The 18,163-nt window shown below is 54.9% G+C and carries 17 protein-coding genes and 1 riboswitch; of the genes, 13 read left to right on the top strand and 4 right to left on the bottom strand.

What is annotated here, in order from left to right:
• Positions 1-135 precede the first annotated feature (135 nt).
• Together B051_RS0103610 and B051_RS0103605 are read left to right on the top strand one after the other, a co-directional pair.
• Complete coding sequence (locus B051_RS0103610; RefSeq protein WP_018476818.1) at positions 136-3,108, top strand: two-component regulator propeller domain-containing protein; 2,973 nt, start codon at positions 136-138, stop codon at positions 3,106-3,108.
• 30 nt (positions 3,109-3,138) lie between these two features.
• Entirely contained in the window at positions 3,139-3,888 is a 750-nt protein-coding gene (locus tag B051_RS0103605; RefSeq protein ID WP_026236163.1) for a LytTR family transcriptional regulator DNA-binding domain-containing protein, read from the top strand.
• Between the two features lie 127 nt (positions 3,889-4,015).
• On the opposite strand, the gene ahcY is transcribed toward B051_RS0103605, so the two are convergent.
• Both ahcY and B051_RS0103595 read right to left on the bottom strand, forming a co-directional pair.
• Positions 4,016-5,323 carry an adenosylhomocysteinase gene (gene ahcY, locus B051_RS0103600; protein WP_018476816.1) on the bottom strand — a complete coding sequence of 436 codons (1,308 nt, stop codon included), beginning with the start codon at positions 5,321-5,323 and terminating at the stop codon, positions 4,016-4,018.
• A 162-nt stretch (positions 5,324-5,485) separates the two neighbouring features.
• Positions 5,486-6,175, bottom strand: coding sequence for a DUF4397 domain-containing protein (locus B051_RS0103595; protein ID WP_018476815.1), 690 nt, complete (start codon positions 6,173-6,175; stop codon positions 5,486-5,488).
• 139 nt (positions 6,176-6,314) lie between these two features.
• Here B051_RS0103595 and B051_RS0103590 point away from each other — a divergent pair, with 139 nt between their 5' ends.
• The 6 genes from B051_RS0103590 (at position 6,315) to B051_RS0103565 (ending at position 10,615) form a co-directional block, all read left to right on the top strand.
• On the top strand, positions 6,315-7,508 hold the full coding sequence (locus tag B051_RS0103590) for a THUMP-like domain-containing protein (RefSeq protein ID WP_018476814.1): 1,194 nt from the start codon (positions 6,315-6,317) through the stop codon (positions 7,506-7,508).
• A gap of 288 nt (positions 7,509-7,796) precedes the next feature.
• Positions 7,797-8,165 (top strand): hypothetical protein, encoded by a 369-nt coding sequence (locus tag B051_RS0103585; RefSeq protein ID WP_018476813.1) that lies wholly within the window; start codon positions 7,797-7,799, stop codon positions 8,163-8,165.
• A gap of 153 nt (positions 8,166-8,318) precedes the next feature.
• Positions 8,319-8,525, top strand: coding sequence for a hypothetical protein (locus B051_RS0103580; RefSeq protein ID WP_018476812.1), 207 nt, complete (start codon positions 8,319-8,321; stop codon positions 8,523-8,525).
• A 74-nt stretch (positions 8,526-8,599) separates the two neighbouring features.
• Positions 8,600-8,791, top strand: a complete 192-nt coding sequence (locus B051_RS0103575) for a hypothetical protein (protein WP_018476811.1) — start codon at positions 8,600-8,602, stop codon at positions 8,789-8,791.
• 118 nt (positions 8,792-8,909) lie between these two features.
• Positions 8,910-9,650 carry an EcsC family protein gene (locus B051_RS0103570; RefSeq protein WP_018476810.1) on the top strand — a complete coding sequence of 247 codons (741 nt, stop codon included), beginning with the start codon at positions 8,910-8,912 and terminating at the stop codon, positions 9,648-9,650.
• Between the two features lie 56 nt (positions 9,651-9,706).
• Positions 9,707-10,615, top strand: coding sequence for an arginase family protein (locus B051_RS0103565; protein ID WP_018476809.1), 909 nt, complete (start codon positions 9,707-9,709; stop codon positions 10,613-10,615).
• Between the two features lie 23 nt (positions 10,616-10,638).
• Here the strand turns inward: B051_RS0103565 and B051_RS0103560 are convergent, their stop codons facing one another.
• Positions 10,639-11,238, bottom strand: a complete 600-nt coding sequence (locus B051_RS0103560) for a DNA-3-methyladenine glycosylase (protein WP_018476808.1) — start codon at positions 11,236-11,238, stop codon at positions 10,639-10,641.
• Between the two features lie 128 nt (positions 11,239-11,366).
• Positions 11,367-11,570, top strand: a riboswitch (cobalamin riboswitch).
• Between the two features lie 103 nt (positions 11,571-11,673).
• On the opposite strand from B051_RS0103560, the gene B051_RS0103555 reads away from it, so the two are divergent.
• A complete protein-coding gene (locus B051_RS0103555) occupies positions 11,674-13,587 on the top strand; it encodes a TonB-dependent receptor plug domain-containing protein (protein WP_018476807.1) in 1,914 nt (637 codons plus the stop codon).
• 24 nt (positions 13,588-13,611) lie between these two features.
• Positions 13,612-14,736 carry a YncE family protein gene (locus tag B051_RS0103550; protein ID WP_018476806.1) on the top strand — a complete coding sequence of 375 codons (1,125 nt, stop codon included), beginning with the start codon at positions 13,612-13,614 and terminating at the stop codon, positions 14,734-14,736.
• Between the two features lie 82 nt (positions 14,737-14,818).
• Here B051_RS0103550 and B051_RS0103545 read toward each other — a convergent pair whose 3' ends face one another.
• Positions 14,819-15,088 (bottom strand): hypothetical protein, encoded by a 270-nt coding sequence (locus tag B051_RS0103545; protein ID WP_018476805.1) that lies wholly within the window; start codon positions 15,086-15,088, stop codon positions 14,819-14,821.
• A 143-nt stretch (positions 15,089-15,231) separates the two neighbouring features.
• On the opposite strand from B051_RS0103545, the gene B051_RS22375 reads away from it, so the two are divergent.
• The 3 genes from B051_RS22375 to B051_RS0103530 all read left to right on the top strand — a co-directional run bounded on the left by B051_RS22375 (position 15,232) and on the right by B051_RS0103530 (position 18,122).
• Positions 15,232-15,408, top strand: coding sequence for a hypothetical protein (locus tag B051_RS22375; protein ID WP_018476804.1), 177 nt, complete (start codon positions 15,232-15,234; stop codon positions 15,406-15,408).
• Between the two features lie 51 nt (positions 15,409-15,459).
• Positions 15,460-15,693 (top strand): DUF2798 domain-containing protein, encoded by a 234-nt coding sequence (locus B051_RS0103535; RefSeq protein WP_018476803.1) that lies wholly within the window; start codon positions 15,460-15,462, stop codon positions 15,691-15,693.
• A 224-nt stretch (positions 15,694-15,917) separates the two neighbouring features.
• Positions 15,918-18,122 carry a B12-binding domain-containing radical SAM protein gene (locus B051_RS0103530; protein WP_018476802.1) on the top strand — a complete coding sequence of 735 codons (2,205 nt, stop codon included), beginning with the start codon at positions 15,918-15,920 and terminating at the stop codon, positions 18,120-18,122.
• Positions 18,123-18,163 lie beyond the last annotated feature (41 nt).

Here is an 18,163-nt window from a genome sequence, read left to right as displayed (position 1 = left end):
GTTAGCCCCGGCGTAACACCTGCCGCATACTGCAAAACAATTCCTTAGGAAATCAGTAATATAAATATTAAAGTATTTTGTTGCCTTTAAAAAAGCACATATACAATATATTCTGTCGCCCGAAACTTAACGCACATGCGCCTGTTCACCCTTCTCTTTATTTTGCTGTGTGCCCTGCAGCTACAGGCACAGCAATACAATTTCCGCAACTGGTCACTGGAGCAGGGGCTCCCGCAGTCGCAGGTGAACGACATGCTGCAGGACCACCAGGGACAGCTCTGGGTGGCGACCCTAGGCGGGATAGGCCGTCTGGATGGCACTGGCTTCTCTGCCTATACCAAGAGGGAAGGGTTGAGCAGCAACAGCATCCGGTGCCTGCTGCAGGACAGCAAGCGTCACATCTGGGTGGGCACGTACGACAATGGCCTGATGCGCTACGACGGGGACACCTTTCAGGCATACGCTACCGCTGCCGGCTTACCACCCGGCGGGGTGTACGACATAGCCGAAGACACACAAGGCAGGTTGTGGGTGGCCACAGGCAGCGGCATCTTCTATGCCCGCAACGGCAGGTTCCACCTGCTCGACTCCCTCCCCCAAATAGCGTACGCGGCTATACTGGCCACCCCAACCAACGAGTTATGGGCGGCCAGCGCTGCTCAAGGGCTATACCGGGTGGCAACAGATGGTATCACGCACTATACCTCTGCCAACAGTGCTCTGCCCGATGACGCTGTCAATGTGCTGAGCCAATCGCCTGCCGGCACCGTCTGGATAGGCACCCAACAGGGGGTGGCTACATTCAGGCAGAACATCCTACGGCTTTTCAAATTGCCTCCTGCCATCACCAAGCCTGATGTCACGGCGTTTACGACCGACACCTATGGGCACCAATGGATTAGCTTCAGGAACCAAGGCGTACTTAAATACGCAGGGAAGAAGTTTGAGCACCTCACCCGCCTCAGCGGCCTCCGCACAGACAGGGTCAATACTTTGGCGACCGATACTGAAGGCAACATCTGGGTAGGAACCACCGGGTATGGCCTGATGCAGTACCGCAACCCTTGGTTTGTGCACTACTTTGACATGGGCAACGTGAAAGAGCCTACTTTATCGGCGCTAGCCCAGGATACGCAGGGAAGGGTATGGTTAGGCACGGACGATGGCCTTGCGGCGTACATGGAAGCAGGCACTATCAATTGGCTGCAGACTGACGTTTGGCCACAGGGAACAACCCTGCACAGCATGTGGGTCAGAAACAAAGACGAAGTATGGGTATGCACCAGCAGGGGCGTTTACCAGCTCACCCCTTCTGCGGCCAAGCATTACGGCGCTGAGGACGACTTGCCTTCCCTGGAGGTATACCAGGCCCTACCCGACAACGAAGATAATCTGCTCTTTGCCACAGAGAGAGGCTTGGCCCTACTCCCAAAGGGTGGCAAAACAATTCGGCCAGTGTCGGGTCAACCTGCCACTGGCCAGGTATACGCCCTGCACCGCGACGCCCACAACACCGTCTGGCTGGGAGCCGAAAACGGCGTGTTCCGGTATGAGGGCGGCAAGGTCATAGAAGACGCTCAATTACAGCAGGTCGGGTTCAGGGAAGTCATGACCATTGCCGAAGACCAACAAGGCACCCTCTACTTCGGTGGCTTCAACCACGGCATTGTAGCCATGCACCGGAACTGGCAGATGCCCAAAGTCTATACCTCCCGCAACGGCCTCCCCAACGAAGGCATCAAAAGCCTGTACGTAGACCGGAGCAACCACCTGTGGGTGGGCACCAGCAGCAGTGTACTCAAAATCAGGCTGGACGAGCTGCACCAGCAGGGCAGACTGAGTTTCCGCAGCTATGCCAACCAGGATGGTTTCAGAGGAATCGAGGTGAGCCGCAACGGCATCACCCAGACCCCGGACGGCACCGTGTGGTTCGCCACGGCCAAAGGCCTGACCAAGTACCTCCCTGACCTAGACCGGCAGAACAAGGTATACCCCACCGCAATGCTCAGCCATATTATGCTCAACCTCAACCCCACTGATTGGGAACGCCTGGGATACAAGACCGATTCAGTGTCAGGCTTGCCGCTCAACCTGCGGCTGCCGCACAACCAGAACCACCTCACATTCGATTTCCAGGGGATATGCCTGAGCGCGCCTGACAGGGTGAAGTACAAGTACAGGCTCAAAGGGCACGATGACAACTGGTCCTCCGTTACCGACCAGTCCATTGCCACGTATGCCAGCCTCGACCCTGGCGAGTATACCTTCCAGCTGCTCGCCGCCAACAACGACGGCTACTGGACGCCCAATCCAGTGACCTACTCCTTCTCCATCGTGCCGCCTATCTGGCGCAGGGAGTGGTTCATTATCCTGCTGCTGCTGTTGGGTGCGGCCGGGACCATCAGCGTTGTGCGCCTGCGCGAGAAGAGCCTGGTCAAGCTCAACACGCTACTCGAGATGAAAGTGCGCCACCGCACGCAGCTGCTGGAGGAGAAACACCGTGAGAAGGAGATACTGCTCAAAGAGATACACCACCGCGTGAAGAACAACCTGCAGATTGTGATGAGCATGCTGAACCTGCAGGCCCGTCATGTGAAAGACCCCCAGGCACTGGAGGTCATGCAGGCCATCCGAAGCCGGGTTAGGTCCATGGCTTTGCTGCACGAGCGGCTGTACCAGCACGATGACTTGGCTACTATCGACCTGCAGGATTATTTCAGGGGGATATGCGAAAGCCTGTACGCCACTTACGGCATGTCGAGGGAGCAGGTCCGGCTGGATTTGGATATCCCCCCCATCATGGTGGACATAGACTCGGCCATCTCACTTGGCTTGATTGTGAATGAACTGGTTTCCAATTCTCTCAAGTATGCCTTTCCTGACAAGACCGGGGAGTTGCGCATCAGGCTGCAGGAGCAGGGAGACGACAACTATACCTTGACCGTGAGTGACAACGGCATCGGCTTACCTCATGACTTTGAGGAGCGACAGAAAAAATCATTTGGGCTCCAGTTGGTGTCCTCCTTAAGCAGAAAATTAAATGGTAACGTGCAATTCAAAAATAAAAATGGTACATATTCAATATTACATTTTGTTTTGGAATCATAATTTATGAATTTCACGTATGAAATTAATGCTATGACAAAACCGAAAATTCTTATCTCAGAAGATGAAGTCATCATCGCCGAGGATATAGCCGCCTGCTTGGAAGAGTTGGGCTATGAGACCTGTGCCATAGATACCGGCGAGGATACAATTGATATGATTCGGACACTGCAACCAGACCTGGTTCTGCTGGACGTCAACCTCAAGGGGGAGGCGGATGGGATAGAAATCGGCTCCAGGATAAAAGAGGAGTTCGGTATACCTTTCATATACCTGACTGCCTATGCCGACAAGGATACCCTGGACAGGGCCAAGAAAACCGAGCCAGACGGCTTTTTGGCCAAACCCTTCGATGAGAAGAACCTACGCTCTGCCATCGAGATAGCCCTGTACAAGCACGACAGCGGCCACAAACCCGCCGAGGGAGAGGCAACTCACCACCCGAAGGCCAACCATGAGAATGGTGCCTTAGCGGATTACATATTCGTTAAGGTGAAGCATCGTATCATCAAGGTGCATTACAGCGATATCCTGTGGGTGGAGGCTTATGACAACTACTCTTTTATTGTGACGGCAGATCAGAAATACCTGGTGAGCTCCACGCTGAAAGACATGGAGCACAAGCTCCCGGCAAACAATTTCGTGCGTGTGCACCGCTCCTACATCGCCAATCTAGACAAGGTGGAGGCGCTGGAAGAAAACTCGGTTGTGTTCGCCAAAGGCGACATACCGATTGGCAAGTCGTATAAGAAAGCCCTCATGTCCCGGTTCAACATCATTTGATGCTACGCTGTTGCCAGCGCTAATAGCTGAGCCGACAAATCACATTAGCTATACCTTCTATACCTCATAAAACAGGAAAGCCAGGGCAAACGCCCTGGCTTTCCTGTTGCTATACCTTAGGTACGGATTAGTATCTGTAGTATTCTGGCTTGTAAGGTCCTTCTACCTCCACGCCAATGTAGCGGGCCTGGTCTGGTGAAAGCTCCTCCAACTCCACACCGATTTTGCTCAGGTGCAGGCGGGCTACTTTTTCGTCCAGGTGCTTTGGCAGGGTGTATACCTTGTTCTCATAAGCCTCTGCGTTGGTCCACAGCTCCAACTGGGCAAGCGTTTGGTTAGAGAAGGAGTTCGACATCACGAAGGATGGGTGGCCAGTGGCACAGCCCAAGTTCACCAAACGGCCTTCAGCCAGCACAATGATGTCCTTGCCTTCAATGTTATACAAATCCACCTGCGGCTTGATTTCGTCTTTCGTATGGCCGTAGCTTCCGTTCAGCCAAGCCATGTCAATCTCGTTGTCGAAGTGGCCGATGTTGCAGACAATGGCTTTATCCTTCATGCTGCGGAAGTGCTCCTCCCGGATGATGTCTTTGTTGCCAGTGGCCGTCACTACGATGTCCGCTTCTTTCACGGCATCCGCCATCTTTTTCACAGCGAAGCCATCCATAGCAGCCTGCAGCGCACAGATTGGGTCGATTTCAGTCACGATAACACGGGCGCCGGCACCACGCAGGGATGCAGCAGATCCTTTCCCTACGTCACCGTAACCAGCTACTACCGCTACCTTACCGGCCATCATCACATCAGTGGCACGTCGGATAGCGTCAACCAATGACTCCTTGCAACCATATTTGTTGTCAAACTTAGACTTGGTAACAGAATCGTTCACGTTGATGGCAGGCATAGGCAGTGTGCCGTTCTTCATACGCTCATACAGTCTGTGTACACCGGTAGTGGTTTCTTCAGACAGGCCTTTGATACCGTCAGCCAGTTCAGGGTATTTGTCCAGCACCATGTTGGTCAGGTCACCGCCGTCGTCCAGAATCATGTTCAGGGGCTTGCGGTCTTCACCAAAGAACAGCGTCTGCTCAATGCACCAGTCAAACTCCTCTGCGGTCATACCTTTCCAGGCGTATACCTGAATGCCAGCTTCAGCGATGGCAGCCGCGGCGTGGTCTTGTGTGGAGAAGATGTTGCAAGAAGACCAAGTCACCTCAGCACCCAATTCCACCAGTGTCTCAATGAGAACGGCAGTTTGGATGGTCATGTGCAAGCAACCAGCAATGCGGGCACCGGCAAGCGGCTTGCTCGCGCCATACTCTTGGCGGATAGCCATCAGGCCAGGCATCTCTGCCTCCGCCAGTCTAATCTCTTTTCGACCCCAGGCGGCAAGCGATATATCCTTTACCTTGTACTTAAGTTGTGTATCTATCATGTTCTACTATTTTTCTAGGTAAGTCACAAAATTAAACAATTCCTAGTTCATTTTCAACAAAATATTGCTATAACAACTGATAGTCAGACACTTTGCCTTCTTCTTAAACACCGAAGCCCATGCCACAGGCACAGGCTTCGGTCGGTACAACCTTCAGACTTATTAGTTGTTAGCGATAATCTGCGCTCCCAGGCTGTTGGTGTTGCCAGAAGGCGGTGCCACAAAACCTTTCGCGAACACGGTATAGATGCGGCCATTGGCCACCTGCACGTTCGGCAGCGGCAGCACGACAGTGTTGGTTCCAGCCAATCTCACTTCCAAGTTATAAGTGCCGGCATCCACAGGAGTGAAAGCAGTGGCGCTTTTGAACGTACGGTTGCTGAAGAGCACCGGGCCGTTGGTCACGGCAATGTCTACGGCAGGGGCGTCAGGCGACAGGTGCACAAAACGTATATGGGCTTTTCCGGCCGCAGGAGTTGTCAGGTCATCCTCCAACACCACCGGCTCGATGGCGCTCAGGGTGTTCGCTGCGAACACAGAGTAGTTGGTGTTGGCATCTAGGTCCAAGTTGGCGTCTATCACGGAGGTGCTGGTTCCGGCGGCATTCACTTTAATGTTGCGTCGGCCTGACTCTACTTCCAGGTATGGCGTGTTGTTGGGGTAGGTAAGCGCAGTCGTGTTTACTTTTGAATTATCCACAAGCAGGTCCACGCCGGGGGCATCAGGCGAGGCATGCACGACCATCACCATGGCCATGTCATTGATAGTGATGTCTTCGTCGTCATCGTCGCAGCTTGTCAGGACTAGCGCTGGCAGAACAGCCAACAGCATAAGTTTCATCCATTTCTTCATAGTACTTAAAATTAAATGTGTAACTGAATAATTTGTCGTTGCTGAGATTACAACTAACCAGTCAACACTTTGTTTAATGTTTTTAAATAATTTTTAAACAAATAAATCAGAGAGAGAAAATCGTACCTTTGCAATCGCTATGAAGCACTACACCCCGGAAGAACAGGAATTCATACGCCAGCACCAGCACAGGAACCCTTCTGAGCTGATGCTGCAGGCTGGCCGCTACCCCAACCTGCCCGTGGCAGAGCTGGTGAAACAGATTCAGGCGCGGCAGAAGGCCGCTGAGAAGCTGCCTACTTGGGTGAGCCATCCAGACGTGGTGTTTCCGGTGGCGGTGTCGGTGGAGCAGAGCTCATCAGAGGCCGCTGCTGCTTACAAGGCGTCGCTGGTGTCAGGAGAGCTGCTCGTTGACCTGACGGGGGGCTTCGGGGTGGACAGCTTTTACTTTGCCAAGCGGTTCTCCCGCGTGGTGCATGTGGAGCAGAACGAGGAGCTCTCAGAGCTTGCGGCCCATAACTTCCAATTGCTGTGCGCTCAAAATATACAAGCTGTCAACTCTTCTGCCGAGGATTTCCTGAGCTCTTTCGAGGGCCAGGCTGATGTGCTATACCTGGACCCGGCGCGGCGCGGGGAACGTTCCGAGAAAGTGCACCTGCTGCAGGACTGCGAACCCGATGTGCAACGACTCTTGCCGCTGCTGCTCCAAAAGTCCAAGGCAGTGTTGCTCAAAACATCTCCCATGTTGGACATCGACCTGGCGCTGGAGCAATTAGGGTCCGTGTCCCAGGTATGGGTGGTGGCCGTGCAGAACGAATGCAAGGAAGTGCTATACCTGATTGAGCCATCAGCGGGGCAAACGGAGCGGCACGCGGTCAACCTGCTGGCGGGTGGTGGTATACAGCAAATCGATTTCACCAAAAGCCTGGAAGACCAGGCCAAGGTCCGATATGCTGACCCGGATGCCTACCTGTACGAGCCCAACGCAGCCATTCTGAAAGCCGGCGCCTACCGCAGCGTGGCCATAGCCTATGGACTGCACAAGCTGCACCCGAATAGCCACCTCTATACCTCCGCCACCCTTGTACCTGATTTCCCGGGGCGTGTGTTCAGTTGCCAGGGCAGCGGTCGCTACAACAAGAAAGAACTTTTTGCCAAGCTGCCTTCCAAGAAGGCTAACATCACGGTTCGCAACTTCCCCGAATCGGTGGCCGAGATTCGAAAGAAGACCGGCATCAAGGAAGGTGGCCAGGACTACCTCTTCTTCACAACCGACATGCATCAGAAGCCCATCGTGCTGTACTGCAGGAAGGCGACGGCAGCTTCTTCCTAAATATTTTATTCTACCCTTCTTGGCACTATATCTGTTTTCCGGCATCAATCACATTTGACGCATCTTAAACTAGAGTTGCAGCTATTGAGCCATTCAAGAGACTGTGCACCTGTTACATACATTACCTGAATACTGGGTTAGTGCTATATGACAATGAATACCTATTTACACTAAACTTCGTGTTATAGCATTATATTAATACTTAACTCATTAACTGTTAGCAACATAAAACGTAAAACAGGGTAGCCCGCTACGTGTGCGGGGTTTGTTCTACTTAAATTGAAGGCTATGAAACGCAATAACGAGCAAGACCAGAATAAGAGCAACAGCAACAAGAACATGAGTTCTTCTAGCCAGATGCAGGGCTCATCTTCTCAGAAAAACACGCCTACATCCAAGAGCGGCAGCCAGTCTCAGGTAGGCGGCGGCAGCCAGAGCGGCAAGAGTTCAGGTTCCTCCTCTTCCTCCACCAGCAGCAAAAGCGCCTCACAGGGCAGCCAGACACAGGCCAAGAGCAGCGGCCAGGGACGTGGCTGGCACGGCGACCCACAGGGACATGCCAAAGCCGGTAGCCAAAGTCACAAAAACGATACGCCTTCGGCGAGCAGCAAGAGCAGCGGCAAAAGCTCATCCGGCAGCGGAAAGGGCAACTCCTAAGCTTGCTTTCACTTCCTTAGAGCTAAACCCCGGAAAGCCTGTGGCCCCTGCCGCAGGCTTTCCGGCTTTGGCAGGTATAAAAACCAGCTGGACAAGGCACCGTAAACCAATAGTGAATATCACTACGTGTCACACATTTACACACAACGAGCTATGACAAACAAGACAGATAAACCCAACGAGTCCAAAAGCAATCCTGAAAAGTCGTTTGAGGCCGGCAAGAAGGGCGGAAAGCCTTCTACCGAAATCACGGGTCAGGCATCAGACGTATTGAAAGGCTCAAAAATCGTTAACCGCACAGGCGGGCAGTCTTCTGGCGATGACAGAAATGACCAGTCACAGCAGGACAAAGGCCGATAGGCATTGAGACTGCTACAATTGGGCTGAATGCCAAGCGGACAGAGTAACACCGAATTTTTAAATAAAAACAGACTATGAAAAACGAGAAAGAAAATAAAGGCTTGGCCAAGGGCCAGCAGCAGACAGAACTGGATAAAACCAACAAGGGCAGCAAGTCGGACACCAGCAACAGCCTGGAGCGCGACGCAGTAGGCAAAATGGGCTCTAACAACCCCACCCCTCAGGCCCGCACCGATAACGAGCAGGACGATCAGAAAAACAAATAGCGACAGGTATAGATTGAAGAGCCCCATCACCCAGGTGCCGTCACAGCAAGGGAGGATGGGGCTCTTCTTGCTTTTCACGCCAGGTGGCCATACCTTGATGTAATACAGAGAGACAAACATGACTCCATACGAAGCACACGCCATACAGGAGCTGCAGGACTGGCAACTGGAGATGCGCAGCGACCCCTCGTTCGTCAACAGGCTATCGAAGCGGATGCAGAACAAGCTGAACAGTTACATACCGGAGCGGGTGCACCAGGCCATCACGGGCACTATCAAGCAGATGGTGCGGGCAGTGCTGTTCGGGTCTGGACTCACCACCCGTAAACCCTACCCTTTCACTTCACTGCAACTGACGGAAAACCTGGTGCAGGAGCGGATTGATTTTTACAGGAAAGCCGCCGCGGCTGAAGGAGGCATCACCGGGGCCGGAGGCATTTTGCTAGGCTTTGCCGATTTCCCGCTGCTGCTGAGCCTGAAGCTGAAACTGCTGTTTGAGATTGCCGCCCTCTACGGCTACTCCGCCGAGGACTACCGGGAGCGGGTATACCTGTTGCACATCTTCCAACTCGCCTTCAGCAGCCAGCAGCAGCGCCGGCAGGTATACCAGCGACTGGAGCACTGGGAACAGCAGGCACAGCACCTGCCGCAGGACATCCACCAGTTCGACTGGCGCACCTTTCAGCAGGAGTACCGCGACTACATCGACTTAGCCAAGATGGCGCAGCTGATTCCTATTGTAGGGGCCCCGATAGGAGCCGTCGTCAACTACCGCCTCATCAACAAACTGGGCGCCACGGCCATGAACGCCTACCGTATGCGGTGGCTGGAGGAGAAAAAGAAACTACGGCAGCCGTGAAAACTCCCTCTGTGGGCGGCCTCTCCTCTTTCACACATAAACCATTCGATGTACCCATGAAGACGAAGAGCGTTACGATAGTAGAGTTTCCTTTCAACTTAGGCCTGAAAGAGCCGTCGCCCGGAAAAGCGCCAGGCGTGGGTAGGCTACCGGAATGGCTGCGCCAACTTGGCTTTCACAAACTGCTGGCGCCAGAAGCCACTTGGGTACTTCCCTCGCCTGCTTACCGGATGCACCTCGACCCGGAAACGCATGTGCTGAATGCCGACGCTATTGTGGCCTATGCACAGCAGGAGGCCAAATTGCTAAGTGAGGTGCTGAATGACCAGAGTTTCCCGCTGGTGCTAGGCGGGGATTGCAGCATTTTGGTCGGTAGCGCACTCGCTTTGAAGCAGCGCGGAAACTACGCCCTCTTCTATCTGGACGGGCACACGGATTTTATGGAACCCTCCTTCTCCGAGACAGGTGGTGCAGGCGGTATGGCTGCGGCCTTTGCCGCCGGTCTAGGTCCTCAGAAGTTAACAGACATACAGGGCCAGAGGCCTTACATCCCGGAGAATCAGGTATGGTGTGTGGGCAACCGCGAGTACGACCAGGCCTACGAGCGCATCATCTGGGAATCCCAAGCAACTTATTTTTCACTGGCACAACTGCGGGAGACAGGTATAGCCGCGTGTGTCGGCTCTTTTCTAGGTATGGTGGAAACGCGGCAACTGGATGGGTTCTGGCTGCACCTGGATGTGGACGTGCTGGACGATGCGGTGATGCCCGCCGTTGACAGCAGAACGCCCGGAGGCCTCAGTTACGATGAGTTGAACCAGATGCTATACCTGCTGCTCTCGAGCCCCAAAGCCACCGGAATGGAAATCACCATACTGGACCCGGATTTGGACCCAACCGGCGACTACACCACCGCGTTCATCCACCACTTCACTGACACCTTTCGGAAAGCGCGGCAGGTATAGCCACACATTAACCAGACGAAAAATTACTTCTTCCCGCTCACCCATTTGTTGCCTTTCAGCCAGAAGCGCCAGGGCAACAGGGCATCGTCGCCGGCATAATCAATCCCGATGCGGGGACCGATGGCCATACCTTCGGCGGGCACTTCCATGCCTCTGTCTTCAATCCAGATGGTGTCGCCGGTAAGGGAAGTGCCGTAGTGTTTGCGGTCTATGCCCAGGGCGATGCTCATCACGCCCGGTCCGGCGGTGAGGTTGGGTTTGATGGCTGCCATGTTGCGCCGCAGCAGCATCTCTTCTATACCTTCCACAGGCTCGATGGCCCTAACCAGCACGGCATCGGCCCGCCCCTCCACGTTGGTGATGATGTTGAAGAGGTTGTAGATGCCGTACACGAGATACACATAGGCCACCCCGCCTTCGTGGTACATGATTTCGGTGCGCTGGGTGCGGCGGTTCATATGGGCATGGCAGGCTTTGTCGCCTATGCCGGCGTAGGCCTCCGTCTCCACAATGATGCCGCCGGTCAGAATGCCATCGTGGTTTGTGTACAGGTGCTTCCCCAGCAGGTCCTGCGCAATTTGCACCACATCCGGTCGGGTATAGAATGACTTCTCCAGCTTCACTTTCTCTGTCTAATGGTATGGGAGAAGGTACGGCAGGTATAGCCGGAGGTTGAGTTGCAGGTATAGCAGTTCTTTCGCCCAGCCCATAATTATGAATCCATAATTCTTAATTCATAATTAAAATGCACTACCTTTGCCTCTAAATTGGTGGCCTTTACTGCTTCCGTGGTAAAAGCCTTAAAAGGGAAATAGGTGCGATACCTATGCTGTTCCCGCAACTGTAATCTTCAAAAGAGGGTTAGCCATCACCAATGCCACTGTGCCGCCACGCGTCATGGGAAGGCCGGCTGACCGAAGAGAGCCAGGAGACCTGCCAGTCCGACAAACATAGTCGTATGCTTTCGGGTAAAAAGCTGCACGGCCTTCGCTATACCTGCGCGCGCTGTTCCTGCCCTATACCTGCCTGCATGCTTCGGGATTTAAGCGAACGTATACATGGCAAAGTCTTCTTACCGTCTTCTTCTGTGCCTGGCCGCGCTGTCAGGTATAGCCCCCGCTGCCCTCGCGCAGCAGGACACGGCGCAGTACCAGCTCCGCACGGTGGAGGTGTTCGGCAAACCCGCGGAGGTGTTCGCCTCCGGCAGCCGCGTGAGCATCCTCGACAGCAGCTTTGTACAGATGCATGCCTCCGGCTCGCTGGTTGATGCCCTGCAGGCGCGCACGCCCCTGTTCCTCAAGACCAACGGCCCAAGCGGCATCTCCACCCCTACTTTCCGGGGCACCAGCGCCACCCACACCGCCGTCCTCTGGAACGGTCTCAACATCGACATGCCCGCCCTGGGCCTAAGCGATTTCTCTCTTTTGCCCCTGACGAGCCTGGGTTCCATATCTGTGCAGCATGGCGCGGCAGGCGCTACCTATGGTAGTGGCGCCATAGGCGGGGCCGTTTCGCTCAGTTCTCCTGTGTATGACAAACCCGGATTCGGGGCAACGGTGCAGCAGGAAATCGGCAGTTTCGGTCGCTACTTCTCCAGCGCAGGAGGCCACTATGTCGGTCAGAAAGTATCGGTTGGGATGAGTGGGTATAGGTTGAGCGCGGCGAACGACTTTCCCTACAAAGACTACGGGAGCTTCGGGGCACCGACACGCCTACAGGAGGAGGCACAGGTGGCGCAGCATGGCTTCACACAAGATGTGACCTGGCAGCTAAGCGAGAAAAGCCGACTGGCGCTGCACGGCTGGTATACCTATGCAAACCGTGAAGTGCCGCCCGCTCTGGGAGCTGCCAACGTCAGTACCCGACAAGTAGACAAGAACCTGCGCCTGATGGCCGATTTTGGCCACGACAGTAACTGGGGCGAGACCACAGTGAAGGCCGCTTGGTTCTCCGACTACCTTCGCTATACCGATTACAGCAACAACTCCCTCACCGACATCAACACCTACCAGTTGCAGGCGGAGCAGACCTATACCTACGCCCGTCGTTGGAGCCTGCGTGGCGGCGTGAACCTCCAGCATTTTGTGGCTGATGTGCAGGGCTATGGCGGCACCGTCACCGAAGATAGGGCATCCGCCTTTTTGCTCTTCCGCTATGACCCCACCCGCCGGCTGGACCTGAGCCTGAACGTGCGGCAGGCCTTTGTGAAGGGCTACAACCCCACGCCTGCCCCCACGCTGGGTGCCAACTGGCTGTTTCTACAGCAAAACAACCACCGCCTATACCTGAAGGGCAACGTCTCGGGCAGCTACCGGGTGCCCACGCTGAACGAACGCTTCTGGCAGCCCGGCGGCAACCCCGACATCAAACCCGAACAAGGTTGGAACTACGAGAGCGGCCTGTGCCATACCTTTACCCACGGCTCCTGGCACATCGAGACGGAGGCTTCTGCCTACCGCCTGCTTTTGGACAACTGGGTGCAGTGGATGCCGCTGGAGTCAGGGTACTGGTCGCCACGCAACCTGCAGAAGGTGCGGGCGCAGGGCCTAGAGCTCAGCACCCGCGCCAGCAAAAAAATGGACGAACTTTCTGTGGCCGCTACCGCCGCCTATACCTATACCACTTCCGAACAGGTGGAGGCCTACGAGGGGCCGGAGGAACTCAACCTCCAGCTGGCCCATGTGCCGCTGCACAAGGCCCAATTGGGCGCCGATGCCGCCTTCCGTGCCTGGAGCTTTCTGGGAAACCTCACTTATAACGGCCTGCGCTATACCAACAACAGCAACACCAGCAACCTTCCGGCCTATACCTTGCTGAGTTTGGCGCTGAGCAGGAGAATCGACATTGGCCAGTACCAGATCATCGCCTCTCTCCGCTCCGACAATGCCACCAATGCGAATTACTATGTGCTGGAGAACATGCCCATGCCGCCGCGCAGCTTCGCCGCCAGTTTACGCTTTGTCATACCCTAACCATACCGTTTTAAGAATAGCTACATGAAAAAAATTACCCGCTTCCGCAGCTTTGTACTTTCCGCTGCCTTCACCTTTGGCGCCCTCGCCTTCACCGCCTGCGACGACGATTCCAAGGGTCCAGTTGGTGAGTATGCCCGCGACGGTGTGCTCATCTCCAACGAGGGCGCCATGACCAAATCCAACGCATCAGTGAGCTTCTACAACCACGGGAGCCGCTCGGTGGAGAATGAGTCGTTCAAGAAAGTAAACGCGCCACTCGTGCTGGGCGATGTGCTGCAGCACTTATCTGTGCACGGCGACAGGGCCTTTTTGGTGATGAACAACAGCGGAAAGGTGACCGTGGCAGATGCCAACACGCTCAAGGCGCAAGCCGAAATCACAGGTATGCACGCCCCGCGCTACTTTGTGGCCCTCAACAACGAGAAGGGCTACGTGACCGAATGGTTGGGCTATGACCCCACCACTTATATATATGGCACCGGGCGTGTGGCCGTTGTTGACTTGAAGACGTACACGGTCACCAAAACTATACCGGTGGGCGTGCAGCCCGAGCAGCTGGTCATTAGTGGCGGAAAATTGTTTGTAGCCAACAGCGGCGGCAACACCGTGAGCGTCATCAACACCGCAACCGACGCCGTGGAGACTTCCATTCTGGTGAACGATGGCCCGAACAGCCTGGCGCTGGACCGTAACAACGTGCTGTGGGTGAGCAGCAGCGGATTAAAGTCCTACAACAGCGACTATTCAGTGGACGAAGAGAACAGCAAACCGGGCACCCTTGCCAAAATCAACACGGGCAGCAATGCGGTCATCTCGACTCTTGCCTTTACACAGAAGGCACCCTCGCCCAGCAAACTCACACTCAATGGCAACCGCGACAAACTCTATTTCCTGTTCAACAACCGGGTATACGTGCAGGATGTGAATGCCTCTGCGCTGCCTGCCGCCCCACTTATTGACCGCGGCGCCTATGTGCCCTATGGCTTCTATGGTCTGGGTGTAGAGCCATCCACAGGTATGGTTTACGCTGGCAAGGCGCCCAACTTCAGCTCCAACGGCTGGGTGGTACGCTACAACAACCAGAGCGGTGCCCCTGTGGACTCATTCCAGGTAGGCGTGGCTCCCAACGGCTTCGTGTTCCGGTAAAGTATACCTGATGCTAAAACAGAAAGCCCGACCACAGTACTGTGGTCGGGCTTTCTGTTTTAAAGATTCACCAAGGTATGCATTACTGTTTCGTGTCAGGGCGTTTGTCTCGCTTGCCATCTTGGTTGTAGGCGCTGTCGCCTATGGCTGTGCCTTCGCGGCCTTCATAGATTTCCTCCATATTCTCAGTGGTATCGCCATAGGTTCCCGTTCTGTCTGCTTCTTCAGTGCGTTCTATGTCGCTTCGCTCTGTGTTCGTCTCGCCTGGGTCAGTACCGGTGTTGCAGGCAGTCATACCCGCACCCAGCAGCACCATTGCCAGCAGATATGCTTTTATCTTTGATATTTTCATAGTCAGGTTTTTTTCGTGTTCTTCTCTTGTCCTGCCCACTCTGGTGAGCCCTTTAATGTACGGCTTACAGCCAAAATGAGTTAGAAAACGCTACTGCTTCCTGGTATACGCCGTATGAGGATGTAAACCTCAGACAGAAAACCATGGAAAAGAACCAGGATAAAAACCCGCCCCAGAAAACGACCAAAGAAATGTCATCGGATGTAGAGAAGGTGAAGAACCAACACCAATCTGCCCCTCCCAAAGGACCTGCGGAACAACAGCAGAAAGACAGCAACCGAAGCAGAGAGGACGAAGAAGCAGAAAAAGGCCACTCGTAATGCGGCTGCCAAGGCGCTATACCTTACCTTTGTGGCCATACCTGACATGCCATGAAGAAAGCGTTTTTGAAGCCGCCTGTTAAGCGCAAACTGCTCATCATCTTGCTGCTCTGCCTTTTCACGTCCTCTGCGCTGCAGCTGTATACCTTTGGCACCAACGCCGGCTTCTTCGCCAACTGGTTCCGGATGTTCTTCACGCTCTTCGTGCTGGTCGCCACCACCGTACTGGCCATCGTGCCGGGGGTGAACTACCTCGTCAACAAGACCTCTGAACTCCTGCGCTGAGCGAAAGCCCACGGAGCTGCAGAAGTATACCTACAAGGAAATCATACCTTCAAAAGCCACCGCGTCCGGTGGCTTTCCTGTTTCACTGCGAATTAGCCCATCCGGTGAACCCACCCCCGCTCCCGACTGTTGACAAGGCAGTAATAATTCAGAAAGCGGCGCAGAATCTGTAGTTTTGCGCCCTGCGCTTGTATCAGGCGCTTCGTAAATCATATTTCCCGACTTTGAAGAAGCCAACCATACTGCTTATCACGCCACCGCTCACGCAGCTTAACACCCCCTATCCTGCCACCGCATACATCAAAGGCTTCCTGAAAGGGCAAGGCTATACTGTCACGCAGGCTGACTTTGGCATTGAGCTGGTGCTGCGCATGTTCACCAAGGCAGGGCTGAGCAGGATTTTCCAGGCGGTGGAGGAAGGCGATTTTGAGCTGTCGGACAACAGCCGCCGCATCCTGCGCCTCAAACGAGAGTACCTGCAGACCATCGAGCCGGTCATCCGCTTCCTGCAGAACAAGGACACGACCCTGGCCCAGCAAATCAGCTACAGCCGCTACCTGCCCGAGGCCTCCCGCTTCGACCAGGTGGAGGACATCGACTGGGCGTTTGGTAGCATGGGCATCAGCGACAGGGCGCGCTACCTGGCTACGCTATACCTGGAGGACCTGGGCGATTTGATTAAGGAGACCATTTGCCCCTACTTCGCCTTCAGCCGCTATGCCGAGAAACTAGCCCTGTCGGCCACCTCATTTGACCCGCTGGAAGAGTCGCTGCAGCAGGAGCCTAACCTGATAGACCAGATGCTGCTGGAGGTGTTGGAGGAGCGCCTGCAGGAGGTGCAGCCTGATGTGGTGGGCTTATCCATCCCTTTCCCAGGTAACCTGTACGGCGGTCTGCAACTAGCCCAGCATGTCAAGCAAAACTACCCGCACATCCATACCTTGATGGGCGGCGGCTACCCGAACACCGAACTGCGCGGCCTGCGGGAGCCGCGCCTGTTCAAGTATATTGATTTTGTGACGCTGGACGATGGCGAAGGTCCTTGGCTGAAACTGCTGGAGTACCTGCAGGGCGAGCGCCAGGTGGATTTTCTGCAGCGCACATTCATGTTACAGAATGGCCAGGTGGAGTACATCAACGGCTGCCTTGACAAAGACATACCACATATCGAAGTCGGCACGCCCGACTACAGTGACCTGCCGCTGCAGGAGTACCTGTCGGTAATTGACGTCATCAACCCAATGCACCGCCTCTGGAGCGATGGCCGCTGGAACAAACTGACCGTTGCTCATGGCTGCTACTGGAAACGCTGCTCCTTCTGCGACATCACCCTCGACTACATCTCCCGCTACGAAGCCGCTCCAGCCACGCTGCTGGTAGACCGCATTGAGCAGATTATCGCCCAAACCGGCCAGACTGGTTTCCATTTCGTGGACGAAGCCGCACCGCCTGCCGCACTACGCGATTTGGCCATCGAGCTCATCCGCCGTGGCGTCAAAATCACCTGGTGGGGAAACATCCGCTTTGAGAAAACATTTACCCCAGATTTGTGCCGTTTGCTGGCCGAGTCAGGTTGCATCGCCGTATCCGGCGGCTTAGAGGTGGCCTCGGACCGCCTGCTCGCCCTCATGCAGAAAGGCGTTAGCATTGCCCAGGTAGCCCGCGTGACGGATGGCTTCACCCAGGCGGGAATCATGGTGCATGCCTACCTCATGTATGGCTTCCCGACGCAGACGGCGCAGGAGACGGTGGATTCGCTGGAGGTGGTGCGGCAGCTTTTCCTGAACGGCGTGATACAGTCCGGCTACTGGCACCGCTTCAGCATGACGGCGCATAGCCCGGTAGGCAAGCACCCGGAAAAGTTCGGTGTGGTGAAGGTAGGGCCGCCGGAAGGAAACTTCGCCTATAACGACCTCTGGCACGACGACCCCAATGGCACCGACCATGAGGTTTTCGGTCCAGGACTAGCCAAGGCGCTCTACAATTACATGCACGGCGTGGCGCTGGAGGAGCCCCTCTCGTTCTGGTTCGATTTCAAAGTACCCCGCGTCACCGTGGACCGCAACCTGATTGCCAAGGCCATACAGGAGCCCGGCAAACCCGACAGCGAACGCAAACTCGCTCGGGTATTCTGGCTGGGTCATGTGCCGGAAATAGAGTTTACGATGATTGCCCAGAAGGGCCAGACGATTGAGCGCTGCGAATTGACCTTCTACGAAAAAGCAGAAGACTTCCAGATAAAGACAACTGCCAGCATCGGGCAATGGATTCTGGAGCAACTCACGATTCTGACAGCCCCGAATGCGCCTGCTATAACCTTGAAGCAGTTGGAGGAGTCTTACCCGCTGGACGCGCACCTGAGCTTCACGGAATTCCTGGCGTCGCCGGTATGGTTTGAGCTGCGGGAAAAGGGGCTGCTGCTGTTGTAAGCAGAGCACATATAAAAAAGGGAGAGGCGCTTCATCAGCGC

Source organism: Pontibacter roseus DSM 17521 (assembly GCF_000373265.1).
GTDB lineage: Bacteria > Bacteroidota > Bacteroidia > Cytophagales > Hymenobacteraceae > Pontibacter > Pontibacter roseus.
The sequence above is the reverse complement of the archived record's forward strand: the minus strand, read 5'-3'. Positions and strand labels throughout refer to the sequence as shown.